Annotated in this window: 21 protein-coding genes; 6 read left to right on the top strand and 15 right to left on the bottom strand. The window is 49.5% G+C overall.

All coding sequences use genetic code 11. The features are described 5' to 3' along the window. Positions 1 to 56: 56 nt before the first annotated feature. Genes ACFVS2_RS24575 through eutL form a run of 9 tightly spaced genes read right to left on the bottom strand, consistent with a single transcriptional unit; the run spans position 57 to position 5760 of the window. Complete coding sequence (locus tag ACFVS2_RS24575; protein ID WP_173619836.1) at positions 57 to 500, bottom strand: EutP/PduV family microcompartment system protein; 444 nt, start codon at positions 498 to 500, stop codon at positions 57 to 59. Beyond that, positions 497 to 838: an ethanolamine utilization microcompartment protein EutS gene (eutS, locus tag ACFVS2_RS24570; protein ID WP_007720097.1), complete on the bottom strand. Its 342-nt coding sequence runs from the start codon at positions 836 to 838 to the stop codon at positions 497 to 499. Before eutS ends, ACFVS2_RS24575 begins: the two co-directional genes overlap by 4 nt. A 2-nt stretch (positions 839 to 840) precedes the next feature. Further along, positions 841 to 1128: a EutN/CcmL family microcompartment protein gene (locus ACFVS2_RS24565; RefSeq protein WP_007720099.1), complete on the bottom strand. Its 288-nt coding sequence runs from the start codon at positions 1126 to 1128 to the stop codon at positions 841 to 843. Positions 1129 to 1132: 4 nt separating this feature from the next. After that, complete coding sequence (locus tag ACFVS2_RS24560) at positions 1133 to 1957, bottom strand: hypothetical protein (protein ID WP_390238565.1); 825 nt, start codon at positions 1955 to 1957, stop codon at positions 1133 to 1135. 15 nt (positions 1958 to 1972) lie between these two features. Beyond that, positions 1973 to 2749 carry a phosphate propanoyltransferase gene (gene pduL / locus ACFVS2_RS24555; protein WP_173619838.1) on the bottom strand — a complete coding sequence of 259 codons (777 nt, stop codon included), beginning with the start codon at positions 2747 to 2749 and terminating at the stop codon, positions 1973 to 1975. Positions 2750 to 2758: 9 nt separating this feature from the next. Next, on the bottom strand, positions 2759 to 3046 hold the full coding sequence (eutM, locus tag ACFVS2_RS24550; protein WP_007720104.1) for an ethanolamine utilization microcompartment protein EutM: 288 nt from the start codon (positions 3044 to 3046) through the stop codon (positions 2759 to 2761). 49 nt (positions 3047 to 3095) lie between these two features. Beyond that, positions 3096 to 4589 (bottom strand): acetaldehyde dehydrogenase (acetylating), encoded by a 1494-nt coding sequence (locus ACFVS2_RS24545; RefSeq protein ID WP_173619839.1) that lies wholly within the window; start codon positions 4587 to 4589, stop codon positions 3096 to 3098. Beyond that, entirely contained in the window at positions 4589 to 5074 is a 486-nt protein-coding gene (locus tag ACFVS2_RS24540) for a BMC domain-containing protein (protein WP_106839573.1), read from the bottom strand. Before ACFVS2_RS24540 ends, ACFVS2_RS24545 begins: the two co-directional genes overlap by 1 nt. A 35-nt stretch (positions 5075 to 5109) precedes the next feature. Next, entirely contained in the window at positions 5110 to 5760 is a 651-nt protein-coding gene (eutL, locus tag ACFVS2_RS24535) for an ethanolamine utilization microcompartment protein EutL (RefSeq protein WP_106839572.1), read from the bottom strand. Between the two features lie 330 nt (positions 5761 to 6090). Between eutL and ACFVS2_RS24530 the strand changes: the two genes are divergently transcribed. The 4 genes from ACFVS2_RS24530 (at position 6091) to ACFVS2_RS24515 (ending at position 10575) form a co-directional block, all read left to right on the top strand. Continuing rightward, a complete protein-coding gene (locus ACFVS2_RS24530) occupies positions 6091 to 6951 on the top strand; it encodes a hypothetical protein (protein WP_390238559.1) in 861 nt (286 codons plus the stop codon). Between the two features lie 285 nt (positions 6952 to 7236). After that, positions 7237 to 8091, top strand: a complete 855-nt coding sequence (locus ACFVS2_RS24525; RefSeq protein WP_390238556.1) for a sigma-70 family RNA polymerase sigma factor — start codon at positions 7237 to 7239, stop codon at positions 8089 to 8091. Positions 8092 to 8345: 254 nt separating this feature from the next. Continuing rightward, positions 8346 to 9023 carry a response regulator transcription factor gene (locus ACFVS2_RS24520; RefSeq protein WP_390238554.1) on the top strand — a complete coding sequence of 226 codons (678 nt, stop codon included), beginning with the start codon at positions 8346 to 8348 and terminating at the stop codon, positions 9021 to 9023. Further along, positions 9013 to 10575 carry a sensor histidine kinase gene (locus ACFVS2_RS24515; RefSeq protein WP_390238552.1) on the top strand — a complete coding sequence of 521 codons (1563 nt, stop codon included), beginning with the start codon at positions 9013 to 9015 and terminating at the stop codon, positions 10573 to 10575. The genes ACFVS2_RS24520 and ACFVS2_RS24515 overlap by 11 nt, the downstream gene beginning before the upstream one ends. Before the next feature lie 41 nt (positions 10576 to 10616). On the opposite strand, the gene ACFVS2_RS24510 is transcribed toward ACFVS2_RS24515, so the two are convergent. Further along, a complete protein-coding gene (locus ACFVS2_RS24510) occupies positions 10617 to 11513 on the bottom strand; it encodes a LysR family transcriptional regulator (RefSeq protein ID WP_390238549.1) in 897 nt (298 codons plus the stop codon). Between the two features lie 128 nt (positions 11514 to 11641). Here ACFVS2_RS24510 and ACFVS2_RS24505 point away from each other — a divergent pair, with 128 nt between their 5' ends. Next, positions 11642 to 12709, top strand: a complete 1068-nt coding sequence (locus ACFVS2_RS24505) for a YeiH family protein (protein WP_390238547.1) — start codon at positions 11642 to 11644, stop codon at positions 12707 to 12709. 136 nt (positions 12710 to 12845) lie between these two features. Beyond that, entirely contained in the window at positions 12846 to 14522 is a 1677-nt protein-coding gene (locus tag ACFVS2_RS24500) for a sulfatase family protein (protein ID WP_390238544.1), read from the top strand. A 66-nt stretch (positions 14523 to 14588) separates the two neighbouring features. On the opposite strand, the gene ACFVS2_RS24495 is transcribed toward ACFVS2_RS24500, so the two are convergent. The 5 genes from ACFVS2_RS24495 to ACFVS2_RS24475 are packed head-to-tail and all read right to left on the bottom strand — an operon-like array spanning position 14589 to position 20307. Further along, the gene (locus ACFVS2_RS24495; RefSeq protein ID WP_390238541.1) at positions 14589 to 14846 is read right to left on the bottom strand and encodes an HPr family phosphocarrier protein; all 258 of its coding nucleotides are present in this window, start codon (positions 14844 to 14846) and stop codon (positions 14589 to 14591) included. A gap of 18 nt (positions 14847 to 14864) precedes the next feature. After that, on the bottom strand, positions 14865 to 16586 hold the full coding sequence (gene ptsP, locus ACFVS2_RS24490; RefSeq protein WP_390238539.1) for a phosphoenolpyruvate--protein phosphotransferase: 1722 nt from the start codon (positions 16584 to 16586) through the stop codon (positions 14865 to 14867). 17 nt (positions 16587 to 16603) lie between these two features. Further along, on the bottom strand, positions 16604 to 17764 hold the full coding sequence (locus tag ACFVS2_RS24485) for a mannitol-1-phosphate 5-dehydrogenase (protein WP_390238535.1): 1161 nt from the start codon (positions 17762 to 17764) through the stop codon (positions 16604 to 16606). Between the two features lie 6 nt (positions 17765 to 17770). After that, positions 17771 to 18205, bottom strand: a complete 435-nt coding sequence (locus ACFVS2_RS24480; protein WP_016739619.1) for a PTS mannitol transporter subunit IIA — start codon at positions 18203 to 18205, stop codon at positions 17771 to 17773. Continuing rightward, positions 18202 to 20307 (bottom strand): BglG family transcription antiterminator, encoded by a 2106-nt coding sequence (locus ACFVS2_RS24475; protein WP_390238532.1) that lies wholly within the window; start codon positions 20305 to 20307, stop codon positions 18202 to 18204. Before ACFVS2_RS24475 ends, ACFVS2_RS24480 begins: the two co-directional genes overlap by 4 nt. Between the last annotated feature and the right edge of the window lie 48 nt (positions 20308 to 20355).

Genomic DNA, 20355 nt, shown 5'->3' with positions numbered 1-20355 from the left:
TCATTTTCTCACAGACACGCTACGGCGGAAAGGGGTGTAATACTGGTTAATCACTCTTACTCGTTTACAATTTCTTGCAAATACGCTCGCAATTCTGATACTCCCTCACTGGTGAGCGAGGAGGTCCGGAAAATTCTCGCATTGCCGAGCGATTGACGCAGGAATTGTTCTGCTCTCTCCACATTTGCATCAGGATGATCCATTTTGGTAATGACCCCGATGCACGATTGCGGAAACCCTTGCGAAAAGCCAGGAGGGAAATAATTGCGTTCCCGCGTAGCATCCTGCACCATCACAATGACCTTCGCCTCAAGAGAGGTAGCCATAAGCGTGCGGTAAAACATCGGGTTTTCGCTGTACTCACCCGGAGTGTCGATCGCCCAGTCCCGATATTCGAGCGCTTGAGTCTTCCGGGCAGGCTGTTCGTCATTGAACAGCGCCCGCACCAGAGAAGACTTTCCTGCTTCAATTGCACCGATAATCATTACACGGCCGGTCATGATTTCGTCACCAAGGCCGGTGTAAACCGCAGTTTTTCGCTCAGCACCTGATTGACCGCTTCGACTGCCATTTCAACAGCGGATACATCTCCTACGACAATCAGTGAACCTGTAAAACGATCGAGAAACCCAAGCTCGACGCCAGCAGCCTTTGTCGCAATATCCGCGGCAATAATGGCTGTTTCGGTAGGCGTCAAAGTCAAGATGCCGATCGCACCAGCCTCATTGATACCTAGCTTGGTATAGAGCATTGGGTCAGGGTTTGCGATTACATGAGCCAACGTGACCTGTTTCCCTGGTACGAATTCCTGGATGACTCGTGAACGTTCCTGTTCCATTCCTATTCCTCTCTTCCTGCGGCACCCGGCACCTCAAACGAATCCACAATGCCTACGATGATCGCATCGATCGGCACACTGGTGCCGGAGAAAAGGATTCGGGCAGGCGTCCCACGAGAGACGATAACCTGCTCCCCGATTCCCGCACCGATCCTGTCCGCTGCGATAACGGTTTGTCCGCCTTCTTCGCCACGCCAATCAATCGGCTGAACCACCATGAGCTTGAGATTTTCCATACCTGCTTCTTTTTGCGTGGCCCAGACGCTGCCGATCACTTTTCCCAAAAACATGCGATCACCCTTTTCCTAAATAGCTGACCGTAATGCCGCGTTCTCTCATGCTGTCATAAGCAAGCGGAGAAACAATTGCACCTTTTTTCACGATCAAAGTCGTATCGCGAAGTTCAGGCTGAGATCTGATCCAATCCGCTGTCAACAGCTTCCCGGAAAAGACGGCTTCTTGCTCATCCAATGGAGTCAATGTCGGTTGTTCTGTCTTGGTAGTAGTCTCCACTTTTTGCAGCTGAGACTTCAGCTTAGAAACTACGCGATCAGCCAGACGGCGTTGCTCTGCAAACTCTACACCCAGCTCTTTCATGCCCTCAACGTGACGGTTGAACAGCTTTTCATAAGCAGGTGTCAGTGTCAATGTTTGCAGGGTACGACGGTCTGCGCGCTTGATCCCTGGCACATCGGAACCAGCGATGACGAATTTACCCGTCACCAATGCGGAAAAGACGATTTCCGCTTTAATTGTTCCTTTTAGACCGGAAGCAATTCTCGCTGCATTATCCAAATCGATTTCAGGAATCACGATACCGACATAATCTTTCGGCACTTCCAACGGAGCAGGAGCGTACTCATCTGCTGTAAGAATTTTGCCTGCTCCCCCACATTCGATCTTGTGCATTCCCAACCAAGAAGAGGTTTCTCCGTCCAGGAAGAGAATGTCATGGCAGATCCCGTGGTTTTTCAGTTGGATAAAATGATCCTGAAACGCCTCATGAGCCTGGCTGTCGCAAAAAACGTACAGGACACGAGGCGCTGTGCTTTGCTTTTCCGTATTCATCGACTGCAAAATTTCTTTTGTAATCGACGCCACCATTTCTCTGATGTCCATCAAGCTCAACCTCCGTTAGCCGGAGTAAAATTGCCCGTTCTTGCCGATCACTTTTACCCGGTCGCCCGTTTTCAAATTAGCGGCATTTCCTTCATCCGTATCAACGTGGAAATCAAGTGCAAACTGCGGATGTACACGAACGACTACATCTGGATAGATGATAGGACGATCGCTTTGCGTCGCCAGAATCAGCGAATCGCCATCCTTCACTTGATATTGCTCGGCATCTGCCGGAGACATATGAACGTGGCTCTTCGCTACGATTACGCCTTTGTCCATCACGACTGTCCCTTTTGCCGTAACGAGTACCATACCTGGTGTTCCTTCAATATCTCCAGACATACGCACAGGTGCCTGAACACCTACTGCAAAACCGTCTGTTCTGGAAATTTCCACTTGTGTCGCGCCACGAGCTGGTCCCAAAACGCGAACCCCGTGGATGCTGCCTTTTGGTCCCACGATGGTGACTGTTTCTTGGCAGGCAAACTGGCCCGGTTGCGACAAATCACGCATTGGCGTCAATTGATGTCCGGCTCCGAAAAGCTTCTCGACATCTGCTTGCGACAAATGAATGTGACGGTTAGATACGCCCAAAGGAATTTCTCGCACTGCCTCGGCAGCTTGATTGGTGGAAGGCTGCTGGTTCTGATCAACTTGTTTCACTTGAATCCCTCTTCCTTTCAAGAAATCTGCCGCTGCTGGTGTTATTTTATCCCCTTTCTCAACGAGAAAGGGGTTTGGAATACCTGACTTATGCATCGCTCTCAAGGATGCTTCTGTAATCACTGCCATAGGGATTTATTATCCTTCGAGTTTAGGCAGGATCAGTTCAATGTCTCCATGAGGGCGTGGAATTACGTGAATAGATACGAGCTCTCCTACTTTTTCAGCAGCAGCGGCACCTGCGTCTGTGGAAGCTTTTACTGCACCTACGTCACCACGTACCATAACAGTCACGAGACCGCCACCTACGTGTACTTTACCGATCAGTTTTACGTTCGCTGCTTTTACCATTGCGTCAGCAGCTTCAACTGCTCCTACCAAACCTTTTGTTTCTACCATTCCCAATGCGGACATTTCTCCAGCCATTTTCATTTCCTCCTTAATTATATCTCCAAAATTTTAGTGTTTTACGACTCTAAGTCGTCATTTCTGTTAACACGGATTTGATGATGTTTTTGATCTCATCGCGGCTCAAGCCAACGTTCATAGAAGAGACAGCCTGTAGGACAGCTTCTTCCGCTTGTGTCGCAGGAGCTGCTGGTGCTGGCGTTGATTGCGGCATTTCTTTGATGCCAAACGCAACACGCTTGATGTTGAACATATGCTTCGCACCGATGTTATCGGAAGTGACGTTGCCCCCTAAAGAACCGCATCCAAGTGTGAACGCTGGTTGTACGCCAGTCGTTGCACCAATTCCTCCGAAGGTCGTACCCGTATTTACCGGAATTCTAGATGCTGGCATTGCTTGACCATACGCTGCGATGACATTGTCATCCTGGGCGTGAATACCCGCTGTATGTCCAAGACCACCATGCTCCAGCAATTCGCGGCAACGGGCAAATGCTTCGCTGTCGCCTTGAACCGTGTAGAGAGCAAGGACCGGAGCCAGTTTTTCAACGGACATCGGATATGCTTTACCTACATTGTTCTCCTCCGCAACCAGGACACGCGTATCAGCTGGGATGGTAATACCCGCCATTTGAGCGATCACATGCGGAGAGCGGCCTACGATCTTCGCGTTCAGCGAGCCGTTTATCGTGACGATGGCAGCTACCTTTTCCTTCTCTTGCTCGTTCAGGAAGTAGGCGCCTTCACGCTTCAGGGCAGCAATCAATTGGTGCTTCATGGATTCTTCCACTACCAATGCTTGCTCAGAAGCGCAGATCGTACCATAGTCAAACGTCTTGCTCTGCACGATGCGCTTGGCAGCAGCAGCAAAGTCTGCACTGTGGTGGACGTAGACTGGAACGTTACCAGGTCCCACACCGTATGCAGGCTTACCGGAGCTGTACGCTGCGCGTACCATCGGCGTTCCGCCAGTCGCGAGAATCAAATTGGTCAGCTTGTGCTTCATCAATTCGTTTGTCGCTGGAAGCGTAGGCTTGGTAACGCAATGGATCAAGCCTTCTGGTGCTCCAGCCGCTACTGCCACCTGCGCCATCAGTCGCGCTGCTTCCAGCGTACACTTGGCTGCCGACGGATGCGGGCTGAAGACAATCGCATTTCTCGCCTTGAGGGAGACCATCGATTTATAGATAACCGTGGACGTCGGATTGGTGGAAGGTACGATACCAGCTACAATTCCGAATGGCTGCGCCACTTCCCACACTTTGTTCTCTTCGTCCTTACGGATGATGCCAACTGTTTTTACATCTTTTACAGATGCGTACACATCTTGCGCAGCAAACAGATTTTTCATCCGTTTGTCTGGAACGTTACCAAAGCCCGTTTCTTCTACAGCCATAGCTGCGAGTCGATCCGCATGCTCCACGCCCGCTTTGGACATGGCTTCGATGATCCGGTCAACTTGCTCTTGGCTGTAAGTAGCGAACTTGGCCTGTGCTTCCTTCGCTTGTGCGAGGTAGGTACGCACTTCTTGTATGGAATACAGATCAGCGTCGAGTGTCATTAGGCTTTGTCACCTCCGCCTTGTTTCTCTTCCAACAGACGAATGAGATCTTCTTTCTTCGCCATGTTGATTTCGTTCGTTGTCAGCGGGAAGTCCGCATACGAACGCGCCATTTTGCGCAGGTCATTGATGGATTGATCTTGCAATCCGGACACTGGCGCTTTAGCCGGCTCTGCCTTAACCTCTTCTTTCACTTCCGGTTTTAGCAGGTTTTTAATCATTCTTGGAACATTTTCGTCAGGACGTGGAATCACGTGTGAGTGCAGCAATCTTCCGACACGTCGAGCTGCGTCGGCGCCAGCATCTACTGCTGCCATAACCGAAGATACATCCCCGATCACGTATAAAGTGACGATTCCTGCGTCCGCTCCTTCATAAGAAACAACTTTGACGTCTGCCGCCTTGGCAGCAGCGTCTGCGGCAGCGATGAGAGCAGGCAAGCCCAGCGTCTCGATCATGCCGAGTGAATATGTTGTAGCGCGCATTTACATTACCTCCCCTTCAAGAGGAAAAATCCCTATTATCGTTTGACAGGCTGTTTGGCGACACTTCTTACGGCCTCGGCAAAAGCATCGGCGGCTGCCGTGCAGGCCGATTGGCTGCCAGTGAGTAGTGCTCCCCCAAAGTTCGTTTCTGTCGGTGGACCAAAAAATTGAACCATTTGTACATCTGCAGCCTTGAGGGCGGCATCAATACCATACATGGCCTCCAGCGGCGGAGCGATCAAGTAAGCAAGCGGCTCACCTTCGCGAATTCCGGCGGTTTGAGACAAGTAGCTGCCCGTCCGCGACACAACATGGGCGTAATACGCATGCGTCCCTTCATCATTCAAAGAGTAAAAGCATGCTCCGCTTTCCATAAATGCAACGGCTGCATCCAGTCCGCTCTGCACCTCCGATGGCGTCGCGCCTCCGATCATCCCGATGAACTCCCCGGACAACGGTCCAGACGCATGGCCTGAGCCTGCATAAAACGACTTGGCATACACAACTTCCACCGCTGCACTTTTGGTCGCTTCATCAATGGCCGTATACCCCACATCGTCAATCGTTGAGGTCAAAAGACCCAGACTGCGAATATGGGAAGGCAGGTTCAGCTTCTCCGCAAATTGAGGATCGACATTGGGAATCAGTCGGATCGCAAGCGGCGTCGCTCGAATTGGTTTTTCCATGCGTGTCACTCCTTTCAAGACAACATCCCTGATCAAAAGTAAAAAAAGGTGCCTAAACACGAAAAAATAAGCCGTGTTCAAGGGCACCTTTGCCTTTTGATTATTCACTTGTGGATAGAAGATTACACGCTATTTACGTGGTCTTTTACCTGTCTCTAATGTAGAACAAGGCAGGGGAAAATGCAAGCGTTTTCGGCATTCCGTCATTTTTCCATATTCCGGTCATATTACGGACACACTCCCCCGTTACATTTGTGTTGTAGCCGAGACGGGCAAGCCCACAAACAAGGCTCACCACAATCTAAAAACCCCTCAAGGAGGAATTTTACAATGAAAAAGAAAATGGCAATGACAGTTATGGCTTTGGCAGTATCCGCAATGGCAGGTTCCGCGTTTGCGGCAAATGAACCAGCGCAAACGACCGGTTCTTATGCTCCACTGAAAATGGTGACCAAAGATGGTACAGATGCTCTTAACAAACCGATTCTTAACCTGGAGCAAATGGCAAAGGAAAAGGGCATCACTGTGGAAGAGTTGATCAAGCAGCTTGAAAAAGAAGGCAAACTGACGAAAGGAGCAGCTACTATCACGAAAGACGGCGATCTGACAACTAGCTTCTCCTTCATGAAATTCGATGCTAACAGCGATAACAGTAAGCCGATCGACCTGAACGAAATGGCGAAAGAAAAAGGCATCTCTGTAGAAGAGTTGATCGAGCAGCTGAAAAAAGAAGGCAAGGTGACGACAGGAGTTGCTACCAGCTCCCCAGACGGCACCACTCCGGGCCTCACAGTCATTTCTCTCGATCCTGAAAACAAGGACGGCGGAGCATTCATCGCTCTGGACCCTGCTATGAATCTGGAAGAAATGGCGAAAGAAAAAGGCATCTCCGTAGAAGAGTTGATCGAGCAGCTTAAAGAAGATGGCAAGCTGGCAATGTATGCTTCCACGGCAGTTATCAATCTGGAAGAAGTAGCGAAAGAAAAAGGCATCTCTGTGGAAGAGTTGATCAAGCAACTTGAAAAAGAAGGCACGATCGCCACTGGTGAAGCAGCTTCCTTTACTCACCCTGCAATCAGTTTGGAGCAAATGGCAAAAGAAAAGGGCATCTCCGTGGAAGAGTTGATCAAGCAGCTTGAAAAAGAAGGCAAAATCACACGGGGCGAAACAGTAGCACCTGACTCCCTATAATAAACCGTACCTCAATTGTGATACAGGCACACTGTCACATAACGAAAACATATACCTCTGACGCGATGTTGTCAGAGGTATTTCTACATGCATTTCAATTTATAGCGTATGTCCACCGTCTCCAGCCATTATTGTATGCAAGTGTTTTCGGCATTCCGTCACTTTTCCATAATCCGGTCATATTACGGACACACGCCCAGATTATCTTTAGGTTGTAGCCAAGACGGGCAAGCCCACAAACATGGCTCACCACAATCTAAAAACCCCCCAAGGAGGAATTTTACAATGAAAAAGAAAATGGCAATGACAGTTATGGCTTTGGCAGTATCCGCAATGGCAGGTTCCGCGTTTGCGGCAAATGAACCAGCGCAAACGACCGGTTCTTATGCTCCACTGAAAATGGTGACCAAAGATGGTACAGATGCTCTTAACAAACCGATTCTTAACCTGGAGCAAATGGCAAAGGAAAAGGGCATCACTGTGGAAGAGTTGATCAAGCAGCTTGAAAAAGAAGGAAAACTGACGAAAGGAGCAGCTACTATCACGAAAGACGGCGATCTGACAACTAGCTTTTCCTTCATGAAATTCGATGCCAACAGCGATAACATTAAGACGATGAACCTGGAAGAAATGGCGAAAGAAAAAGGCATCTCTGTAGAAGAGCTGATCGAGCAGCTTGAAAAAGAAGGCAAACTGACGAAAGCAACAGCTACCAGCAACCCAGACGGCACCATTCAGGGCTTCGCAGTCATTTCTCTCGATCCTGAAAACGAGGACGGCGGAGCATTCATCGCTCTGGATCCTGCTATGAATCTGGAAGAAATGGCGAAAGAAAAAGGCATCTCCGTAGAAGAGCTGATCGAGCAGCTTAAAGAACAAGGCAAGCTGGCAACCACGGCATTTATCAATCTGGAAGAAGTAGCGAAAGAAAAAGGCATCTCTGTGGAAGAGTTGATCAAGCAGCTTGAAAAAGAAGGCACGATCGCCACTGGTGAAGCAGCTTCCTTTACTAAACCAGCAATCAGCTTAGAGCAAATGGCAAAAGAAAAGGGCATCTCCGTGGAAGAGTTGATCAAGCAGCTTGAAAAAGAAGGCAAAATCACACGCGGCGAAACAGTAGCACCTGCTTCCCAAAAATAAACCATACGTCAATTGTGATACAGGCACACTGTCAAATAACGAAAGCAAATACCTCTGACGCGATGCTGTCAGAGGTATTCCTACATGTATTGGCGAAGCGAGGAAGGCGGCCGCCATGTAATGGACACACAATTCCTTTTTGATAGATAACCGATGCTTTTACAAATGATGTCAGTCCATTTTCCATGCATCATTGCTATGATAGATAACGACAGATTACGTTCGGATTCATTTTAGAAACGAGGTGATGCCTGGTGAAACGAATTCTACTCATTGAGGATGAGATACCGATTGCGCGTCTTATCAGCGTCTATCTGGAACGAGCAGGCTACGAAGTAAAGTGGAACGTCGGTGATCACGAGGCGATTCCGACTTTCCTGTCCTGGAAACCTGAACTTGTCCTGCTTGACTTGATGCTGCCTGATCACGACGGTCTGGACATACTCGACCAGATTCGCCAATACGGCAGTTGTCCCGTCATCATTATCACTGCGCGCGGTACCGTGCCAGACAAGCTCCAAGGGCTGGCACAAGGTGCAGATGATTACATCGCCAAGCCATTTGATCCAGAAGAAGTGCTCGCCCGTGTACAAGCTGTGCTCCGCCGTTCCTCTTATATCGCCGAAGCAGATACGATCAGACTCGGGACACTTTCCATAGATGTTACTGCCCAAAATGCCTTGATCGGGAAAACACCCCTTGCCTTGATGCCACGGGATTGGCAGCTGCTCGTTTTCCTGGCGCGACATCCCAACCAATGCTTCAGCCGCGATCAGTTGCTGGATCAGGTCTGGGGAATGGATTTTGAAGGGGGCGATCGCTCTGTGGATACCGCAGTGAAGCGCTTGCGCAAAAGCTTGCTACCTTGGCCGACTTCCGAAGGGGAAATCAGCACAATCAGAGGAATGGGGTATAGCCTGCGTGTTTACTAAACGATCTACTTCTACTAGAACTGCTGTGCCGCTCTTGCGTTACTGGACGTGGCGCTATGCCTTGATATTATCGGTCATTCTTTTTGGTATCGGCTTTTTTGGCATCTATTGGATTAATAAAGCAGCTACAGAACAACAGTTTCAAGTATTGGAAGCAAGAACAGAGTTGCTCGCTGATTCGTATACCAAGGTGTTGCTTGCCAAGGACACCTCGACTTCTTCTGTAAAGATAGAGGATTTCGCACAAACAACTGTTGGTATCTCCAATCAGGCTGTCACTGGTGTGGCTGGCCCTGCGTCTCCGGCTATTCCTGACACCTCAGCACCCGCAGCCAATACCGCCATGATCGCATTTCGAGTCATGCCGACTGTCCCAATCGATCACGTGGTACAGATTTACGATGATGCGGGCAAGACGTTCAAGAAGGATATGCTGAATCAGACGACGACCGTTACCGTTGCGCAGTTGCCTACTCCTGCCCAGCCTGTGGACAAAACAAAGGAAATACGGGAGGTCGTTGCCACAAAGGGAGCTACCTGGCTTCGTGTAGGTGTCCCTTACTATGAACACAATGCAGTCGCAGGCACTTATTACGTCAGTACCCCCCTTAACAATGATTTGGTCCACACCTATATCACGATCATGGTTTCCATCGGAATCATCACTTTGTGCGGTTGGGCCATCGTCTATGTACTTTCTCGCTCGTTAACACAGCCCTTGCGGCAGTTGGCAATAGCGGCAGAGCAAATATCCAGCGGGAATTACACGCCGTCCTTGCCCAATTCTTCCAAAATCAAAGAAGCGGAAATCAGTCAGCTGATTCATTCCTTTGACGATATGGCGAAACGGCTTGGACAACTAGAGCGGATGCGCACCGACCTTTTGGCTGGTGTTTCCCATGAGCTACGTACCCCTGTCACCTCGATCCGCGGGATGATTCAAGCGGTCAAAGACGGCGTCGTGAAAGGTGCAGATGCGGATGAATTCATGCAAATCAGCATGGACGAAGCCAAGCGACTCCAGACAATGGTCAATGACCTCCTCGACTTTTCTTCAATGGAAGCAGGTGAGGTATTCGTCGAAAAGCAATCCATTCAAATCGACAGCACGTTAAATCAGATAGTCGCACAGGTGCAAACCTTGCCTTCATTTGCAGACGTATCTGTGACAGTTAACCCGACTGGACCAGAAATCGTATGGATCGGCGATGAATCACATGTTAAACAAATTTTGCTCAATTTATTAGGGAACAGCGCTGCTGCAAATGCAACGCAGATCGAGATCGGTGTCCATAATCAAAGCGACTTCCTCTCCATCGACGTGACCGACAATGGAAAAGGGATTCCTGAGTCAGAGGTTCCATTCATTTTCGAACGGTACTATCGCGGCGATAGCAAACGCAAAAAGAAACAGGGATTGGGGCTTGGCCTGACGATCTCCCGACTATTAGCAAAAGCACACAACGGAAATGTCGAATTGATTCGGACTTCTCCAGAAGGAACAACCTTTCGTCTTTCACTCGCCCATCCAGACCTCGTCCGCTTGAAATAAAAAAGAGGAAGCAGCACGTACCGATCGTGCCGCTTCCTCTTTTATGTATGGGCCCCCTCCGGCACATGTGTGCGGATAAGATCCATGAAAATGTCCAATGCTTTGGTATGAAACTCGTCGGATTTCGTGACGAGCGAAAAATCACGGGTAACCGGTGTCCCCGCCACCTTCAATGTACAGAGCGTGCCGAGCTTGCGTTCTTTGCGGATGGCCCAATAAGACAGTAAGCTGATTCCCAAGCCAGCCTCCACTGATTCCTTGATCACCTGTGTACTGCCGAACTCCATTCGCTTTTGCGGTGTGAATTGCAGCTGGCGAAACATTTTCTCGGCCGCTTCCCTCGTGCCTGACCCTTCTTCCCGCACAATCCACGTTTCCTGCATGAGTTCATCAACGCTAACCTCAGTCTGCCCAGCCAATCGATGCTGTGGAGAAGCAATCAAATACATACGATCATCAGCAAACGGCTCCACGCACATTTTTTCGTCCACATACTCCCCCTCAACAATCCCGACGTCGAGTTGTCGCTTCGCCACCAGCTCAGCAATGACTGTGGAATTGTGAATCGTAATCGTGGGGGTAATCATTGGGTAATACTGACGAAGACGCGCAATGACATGAGGCAGCACATACTCTCCATATGTGTAGCTGGCGCCAATAGTCAAATGCCCGCTTGGCGTATTCATCAAATCATCCACGAGGCTCTGCATCCGCGTGTACAAGCCCAAGATCTCCCGAGCGTGATGATAGACAATCTCCCCTGCTTTATTCAAGCGAACATATTTGTTGCTTCGCTCCAGGAGCTTTGTCCCTATCGTGCGCTCCAGCGCATGAATATACTGACTAACGGCAGGCTGCGTCATATGGAGCTCTTCTGCGGCTCGGGAAAAGTTCTGTCTGTCTGCAACGGTCACGAACACAAGCAAATGCTGATCCAACTGCCTTCACTCTCCTTTCCACCACTAACCATTCATTTCACTTATGATGATCATCGCAATGATTTATTTTTCTTATTATAACAGTTGCCGTATGCTGAGTTTGTAAATCTTTTCGAGGAGTGATGGCAATGGCAACTCCGATCAAAAGCAGCGTGCCATTGAATGAAAGCAATGCCGGCGTACAGCCCGCAAAAAACAACGAAAGCACCCCCGCATCCTTCTCACTGTGGATGGCTGGAATCGCTTTTACTTTTTTCATCGCCCTGACAGGCTACGGCTTAGCGAAAATACCTGGCTTTCAACAAGTCGGCCCCCTCGCCTGTTCGATCCTGATCGCGGTCGCATACCGGCATTTTCGTGGATATCCGGAAGTATTGCGATCAGGGATTCAATTTTCCGCCAAACGTTTACTGCGTCTGGCTATTATTTTGTACGGTCTTAAGCTCAATATCGACGTCGTCTTGAATGAAGGCCTCGGGCTTCTCGTCTATGACGCTGGTGTCATTATCTTTGCAATCGCGGTGACGATGCTGATAGCCAAGTGGTTGAAAGCAGACTCTTCCCTCTCCCTCATGCTCGGAGTCGGTACAGGCGTCTGTGGAGCAGCGGCAATTGCAGCCGTCTCGCCTATCATTGCCGCCAAGGATGAAGATACCGCCATCGGGGTAGGAATGATCGCACTCGTCGGAACCCTATTTGCTGTTGCCTACACGATCCTGCGTCCATTTCTTCCCCTGTCCGCGGTCGAATACGGCATGTGGTCAGGAATTAGTCTGCACGAGATTGCTCATGTCGCATTGGCTGCTGCACCAGCAGGTCAAGATGGGCTAGCCATTGCACTGCTGGCAAAATTGGGGCGTGTGCTCCTGTTGGTTCCGCTCTGTTTTATCCTGATGGTTTGGATGAAACGCTCCGGGAAATTACAAAGTGGCACCAAGATCGAATTCCCTTGGTTCCTGATCGGCTTCCTCGCCATGAGTGTTTTTGGAAGCTACGTTCTCGGCACATCCATTCCTGTCTCAGAAGCGTTCCATAATGGCGTCGCCAATGTCACAACCTTTGTGCTCACCATGGCTATGGTCGGGCTTGGCCTCAATGTCAATCTGCGTGCACTGCGGACAAAAGCGGCGCGCCCACTGATTGCCATGAGTATTACTTCGATTCTTTTATCGGTACTCTCCTTTGTATTGGTATAAATAGCTGTGGATAACCAAATATCCGAATTCGAATTCGCCGATTTCTTGATAATCGGCGAGTTTTTTTGTGGATAAGGACAAACTTTATCCCCATATGTTGATAAAGATGTGTACATCTTTGCCGAGGGGGATCTATATGTCGAGAAAATGGTTGAGGAGACGACCGAACATCTTATTCATCATTGTGGATCAGGAACGGTTTCCCCCTGTTTATGAAGAGCCTGCGATACGTGAATGGAGCGAGGATACACTCCACGCTCATGCTTTTTTGCGAGAGCATGGGTTGGAGTTCAAGCGTCATTACGTTGGCTCCACAGCCTGTTGCCCTAGCAGAGCTACCCTGTTCACCGGTCAGTATCCCTCTTTGCACGGTGTCACCCAGACCAGCGGTGCCGCTAAACGATCTCCCGACAGCGACATGTTCTGGCTTGATCGCAATACCGTCCCGACGATGGGAAATTATTTTCGTCAAGCGGGCTATCGGTGTTTCTATAAAGGCAAGTGGCATATATCCGATGCCGACATCTGGGTACCGGGCACCCACTTTCCTATCCCCAGCTATACCCCTATAACGGGAGTTCCTGATCCAGATAAAGAGCGCTTATACTTGCTTGCCGATCGGCTGGACGGCTATGGCTTCTCCAGTTGGATAGGGCCTGAACCGCATGGAATAGCGCCGCATAACTCCGGTTCGTCCGCAGCCATCGGAGTAAATGGTCGTGATGTGGTATACAGCAGCGAAGTCATCGAGCTGCTCCATGCACTGGACCTGGAAAAAAACTCCGTTGAAAGCTGCCATCCTTGGCTGATCGTGGCGTCTTTCGTCAATCCACATGACATCGCGATCTATGGGGATATCTCTGCGGGCACACCGTTTTTTCGCTTCCATGTGGATAAGTCCGTTCCCACAGTTTCCCCGCCCCCTACTCAGTACGAATCACTTGCGACAAAACCGCGCTGCCAAGCGAGTTATCGGGAGGTATATCCACAAGCGTTCCAGCCCATTTCGGACCAAGCCCATTATCGAAGACTGTACTATCAGCTCCAGCAAAACGCCGATCGGGAAGTGATGCGTGTTCTTGAAGCACTCGCCTCCTGCTCGTTTTATCCCGAGACACTCGTCGTGTTCACATCCGATCACGGCGAATTGTTGGGTGCTCACGGCAATCTGCATCAAAAATGGTACTGTGCCTATGAAGAGGCGATTCACGTTCCTCTCATTATCCACAACCCACTCCTTTTTCCACACGCAACCTCCACAGAGCTGTTAACCAGTCATGTGGATATTCTTCCGACACTACTCGGGATGGCTGGAGCAGACACAGATAGGCTTAGTGAGGAGCTGATTTATACACATAGCGAGGTACGCCCTCTTGTCGGTCGTGATCTTACTCCCCTCATCTTGTCTCACGATACGGAATCTATCTCCAGCGAGCCGATCTACTTCATGACGGACGACGATGTGACAAAAGGACAGCACCAAATGAGCGTGCAGCACCAGCCCTATGACTCTGTCATTCCTCCCAATCGGATTGAAACGATCCTCACCTACATGTATTCCGCCGGGCACAGCGCTTTATGGAAATACTCCCGCTATTTTGCCGAGGATGTATACAACCCCACAATGACTGATTACGAATTGTACAATCTCACGACTGATCCTTTGGAAACACGGAATTTGGTAATCCCCCTCTACAAAACCACACACTCGGAGCGCATCCGCCTGAAAATGGAGCTGCTTTTAGAAGAACAACGAGCCCAAAAGCGACTGACACCCTTTTCGCACCCTCTTGCACACCTTCTGTCTACGTGAACTTCCCGGAACAACAGAAAAACCCCTCAATTTTTGAGGGGCTTATCGTCTTTCCTTTTCTTTTCGCTATTCCTTTTCAGTCAATGCTTTTTCCAATGCTGCCATCGCTTCTTGTTCATCGACACCATCCGTGATCAGGGTAATTTCTTCCCCTTTTCCAATCGCTGCTGCCATAATGCCCATGATGCTCTTGCCATTTACATTTTTCTCATTTTTGATGATTTTAATTTCGCTGGAAAATGTCGTGGCCACCTTCACAAAATTCGCAGCAGGACGTGCATGCAGGCCGTGCGCCAAATGAACCACTATTTTTTTCTCTACCATTCTGATATGCCTCCTTTACTACACTCTCTCAAGCCATTCCTTCACGAACGCCTCTACTTGTGCAGAAGTGCTCATCTGTAAAATCGTATCAATCTGTTTCGCTGCGTCCTCCACGTTCAAACGACACAGCTGTTGGCGCGCAGGCAAAATGCTCCCTGCACTCATACTAAATTCATCCAGACCCATTCCCAACAGAATTGGAATCGCGATTGGATCGCCCGCCATCTCTCCGCACATACCTACCCATTTGTTCTGCGCGTGCCCTGCTTTAATGACGTTGTGCAGCAAGCGCAAAACGGCAGGGTGATAAGGCTGGTAGAGATAAGCGACCTTCTCGTTCATACGGTCGGCTGCCATTGTGTATTGAATTAAATCATTGGTTCCAATGCTGAAAAAGTCAACTTCGCGTGCAAATTGATCGGCCATCAGTGCCGCAGCAGGGATCTCAATCATGATACCCACTTCGTACTGATCGGATACTACAATTCCACGATCTACCAATGATTTTTTCTCTTCCTCCAAAATCGCTTTCGCCTGGCGGAACTCCTCCAGTGTCGCAATCATCGGAAACATGATTTTCAGATTGCCGTGTACACTTGCGCGCAATAGAGCACGCAGCTGCGTACGAAACAATTCTTGGTTGTCGAGACACAGCCGGATGGCGCGATGTCCAAGAAACGGGTTCATTTCTTCTGGCAAAGCCAAGTAAGAGAGATGCTTGTCCCCGCCAATGTCCAATGTGCGAATAACCACCGGGCGGTCGCCCATATGCTCCAGCACGTGCTTGTATGCAATGTATTGCTCATCTTCCGTCGGAAAATCATTTCGTCCCATGTACAGAAATTCAGTGCGGAACAGCCCGACACCTTCAGCACCATTGGCGTTTGCCCCAGCAACATCTTCAGGACTTCCGATATTGGCGGCAAGCTCGACATGATGATTGTCCAACGTGACCGTTTTATTGTTCACAAGCTTCGCCAGTTCGGCCTTTTGCGCTTCGTAATCAGCCCGCTTGCGTTTGTAGACAGCGATCTCCTCTTCACTCGGGTCAATAATCGCGATCCCTTCATGCCCATCGAGAATGATGAGCGTCGCGGGCTGAACTGCACGAGTGATCCCTTGTGTTCCGACAACAGCAGGAATCTCCAGAGAACGTGCCATAATCGCAGAATGCGAGGTTCGTCCACCAATATCCGTGACGAAGCCTTTGACATAGCGACGGTCTAATTGGGCGGTATCGGAGGGCGTCAAATCATCCGCTACAATGATTACTTCCTCTGTCAGCTCACCAAGTCCTGCAAACGGTACCCCAAGTAAGTAAGAAAGTACACGTTTGGTTACGTCACGAATATCTGCTGCTCTCTCCCGCATGTATTCGTTATCCATTTGCTCGAAAAGTCCGATGAATGCTTGCGCGACATCATTCAAGGCACTTTCAGCGTTTGTCTTTTCGTTTGAGATTTTATCTTTGACAGTATCGACCAGTTCCGGGTCTTCCAAGACGAGCAGGTGAGCTTTGAAAATGTCTGCATGATCCGTCCCCATCTCCCGCTCCACGCGCAGAACGATGTCCTCCAAATCATTTTTTGCTCGAGCCAATGCCTCTTGAAAACGTTGGATTTCACTCGCCGGATCTTCAATCGCTACGGTATTGATCTGTAAATCGGGCGTTGTCAGTAAAAACGCCTTGCCAATGGCTATACCTGCTGAAGCTTTTACACCTGTGATCTTTTGGGACATCGTAACACCAGCCTCTCTCAATGGCTACCTGACCATTCCTTCAATCTGCGTGCCTGTGCGCGCACGATCTCCTCAAGAGGATGACCTGCCGGAATGCCGGTACAATTGTGTAATGTATTTTCCCATCCAAACTCTTTCAGGCTTGCTTGTATCTGTGCGGACTCCGCATCCTCGGGATAGTCGAATGCCAGTGCCGCTGCAATAGCCAGACCTAAATACTCTGAATTTATTCCTTTTTCCATGCATTGCAGCGCTGGTCCGACCAAACGATCATGCTGCGACAGCTTGCGGATCGGCGAACGTGCCACCCTGACAATATCGTCAGACAGCAGCGGATTGGTGTATCTGCCGAGGATTTTTTCTACATACTGCCCATGAACTTGCGGGTCAAATCCGTACTTGGCAGCAAGCAGTGCACCTGTCTCCTGAAGAGCCGCGCGTGTCGCCTGAACAATCCGGTCGTCTCGCATCGCTTCATCAATCGTTTTCATCCCCAGCTGATACCCCAGGTACGCGATGACCGCATGACCTGTGTTGACGGTAAACAGCTTTCTTTCGATGTACGGCGCGAGATCCTCCACATAGGTAACGCCCTCTATGGTAGGGACTTCTCCAACCATCTGCGACGAATCTACCACCCATTCGAAAAACGTTTCAACCATAACCAACAGCTTGTCATCATGCTGCTGTAAAGGAACAATCCGGTCTACGGCTGCATTGGGGAATCCGATCCATTGTGCTGCCTTGGCTTGAACCGATTCCGTCAGATGCTCATACACATGTTCCTTCAGCTTCTCACTGCCGCCAATCATGTTTTCGCATGCAATCACATTCAGTGGCTTCGCATGAACAGAAAGTCTCCGGGTAATGCCGGCTGCGATAGCACCTGCAATGTGCGGAAGAATGTTGGGACCAACTGCCGTCGTAACCAAATCGGCAGTTGCGATCGCTTCAGCTACCGCCGTTACATCCTGACCATTTATCGCTCGAACTCCTTCCACGACCGACTCCGGTTTTCCTGTTGTTGCTAGTTGTACGCGATACATTTTTCGCTCATTTAGCTCATCGACCAAAGCCGCATTGACATCCACAAACACAATTTCATAGCCAGCCTTTTGCAACAGTTGCCCGATAAAGCCTCGCCCAATGTTCCCTGCTCCAAAATGTACAGCTAGCATAGGAGATTACACCTCCTCGGAGAACATCGCGATGATTTCTTCCGCCGAAGCCGCGTTTACAATCCGCTTGACGTTTTCTTCCTCGGAGCAAAGAATCGCAATGTTCGAGAGCACCTCCAGATGCTCGTCTCCAACAGCAGCAATACCTACCAGCAAGTAAGCTGTATTTCCTTCTCCAAAATCTACGCCCTCGGGAACTTGAATGATGGAGATCCCGGTGGATTGAATCTCTGCCTTGGATTCGTTTGTTCCATGAGGGATGGCTACGCCGCTTCCGATATATGTGGTCGCCAACTGCTCGCGCTCTTGCATTTTCTCTAGATACGCCTCCGTTACGTGGCCTGCACGCACTAGCAATTGTCCTGCCAGTCTGATCGCTTCTTCTTTATTGGCTACCTTTGCATTCAACATGATTTTTTCTGCTGTCAGTATGTTTTTCATTTCGATCTCTCCAATCCTATCTTTTTGAGGCAAAACACATACATTTTGCCTGCTATATAATCAGCAATTTGCTGTGTTTCTCCTGTTTTCAAAACCGCTTGCATTTCTTCTTCAATCAAAAGGGAGCTGATCTCACTGAGTACTTCCAACCCTTCCTTCGGCACTTCTTTCGGCCCTAAAAGTAGCAGAAGCATGTCAATGGATATCACTTCTTCATCCATCGAGCGAAGAAGGACGGGCTCTCGCAATTGGTGAAACGTAAAAGACGCCTGGTTCACTGCTTCATTTCTTCCGTGAAAAAGAGCCAAGGATGTTCCCGGAATCCCCAAACCGCCGAGCTTTTCCCGCTCGATCAACTGCTTGACTACCGGTTCGACCTCCTCGATCGTTCCACGCTCTTTCAGCCTCTTGCTGATTTGGCTCAAAAGCTGGGCGATGTCCTGATCACGGTTGTCCCATCTCATTCCCCACAGCCCGTCGTAAAGCTCATTGGCATACGCTGTGTAGTATTGCATAGCCCTTAGTTGTTCGATGGACTGCTGTCCTACGGGAACCAGCTGACTTTTCTCCTGATGGGATCGTTTCTGGTTCGTCGTGTGCAATTGATATTTAATTTTTTGGATGTCGTCTGGCGGAAGCAGCGGGCTGACCACGACATATTCTGCTGGATCGAGCGGCAATGGAAGGGTGGAAATGACCAAGTCATATTCCGTTGCTGGAACCTCTTCCAAATCGAACATGGACAGATTTTTCAAGCTGACGATTTCCGGTATTTCTTTTTTGATCCGCGTTGCCAAAATCTTGGAGGAGCCGATTCCGCTGGAGCATACCACTAATGCCCGGTACCACTGCTGCTCATGGCGCGTTCTCTCCAATGCCGCACCAAGATGCATCACCAGGTACCCGATCTCTTCATCTGGAACTTGTAGCTCTGGCAAAATCGTATGGACTGCTTCACTTGTTACGGTAAATAGCTCAGGATAGTTTTGCTTGATCTGCTCGAGAATCGGATTGCGAATCTCCATCTTCCGCTGTAATCGGTACAACGCTGGCTCCAAATGCGTCAGTAGACCATGGAACAGCGAGGCGTCATTGCCAAGCGGAATGTCCAAGCGTTCTTCGCAGGCTTGAATGAAGCGTTTCGTAATGACCATGAGCTCCGTATTTTCGGTCCATACCTGGTCATCCGGAGAATGCCGCAGCTTGGCTCCCCTCAAATGCATCGTAATATAGCCGATCTCATCTGCTGGGATATCCTTTTGGAAAATCTGCTTCAGCCGTTCCATGATGTTGCTGGCTATTTCGTATTCGGGAGTTCCATTCAATTCACTAAGGGTATTCTCGTCAAAATGAATGCCCTCGCCTTTTTCAATCCGTTCCATGGCCAATGCCAAATGCGTGACCAATCCGAGATAAGCGCTGTCTGCCAAAGGATAGGGAAGCTCCTCGTCCAGATGGCTCAATGCATTCTCGACCTTAATCAGCTTTTCCCGGTCAATCAAGCCAAGCAGCCGTTCTGATATCGAGTCGATGTCTCGCAATGCCTTGTTTTGAATATTTTCTTTGATAATCCCAATCAGCTCGTGATCGTCCAGATGCTCGGCAATCAGTCTGCTGATAGCCCGCCGCTTGGATGACTCTGTACCTTGCAGCTCTACGCCGTACCCTCTTTTTCGCAAGAGTGACAGATCGTAACGAGCAAGCATGGTCTCCAAATCATCCAGATCATGGCTGATGGTCGCTGTCGTCACTTTCAAATCGATCGCCAGCGAAATCAGCTTGACTGGCTCCGATGCCTCCAGAAGCGCGCACAGGATGATTGCCTTTCGTTCCTGCGCGGTGTATTCCTTCGTCATGTGATGCAGGACAGACATTCTGAGTGCAAGCTTTTGCTCGTCGGTCCCCACCACTTCAAGCCCTGAACCTGTTTTTCTGACCAGATCCAGTTCAAATTCGTCAAACAAGGAAGCCAGCGCATCCAATTCCCTGTGAACGGTACGACCGCTTACTCCAATCTGCTCGGCGATCGAACCAACGGTAACTCCTTTTTGTTCCTTCAATAAAATCTCGATAATGGATCGCTGTCGAGAGGATACATGCATGTCTTAGTTCCCTCCTCAACGCCAAAGAGGGAAGACGCTAGCTTTCAC

This window comes from Brevibacillus sp. NPDC058079 (assembly GCF_042885155.1).
Taxonomy (GTDB): Bacteria; Bacillota; Bacilli; order Brevibacillales; family Brevibacillaceae; genus Brevibacillus.
The sequence above is the reverse complement of the archived record's forward strand: the minus strand, read 5'-3'. Positions and strand labels throughout refer to the sequence as shown.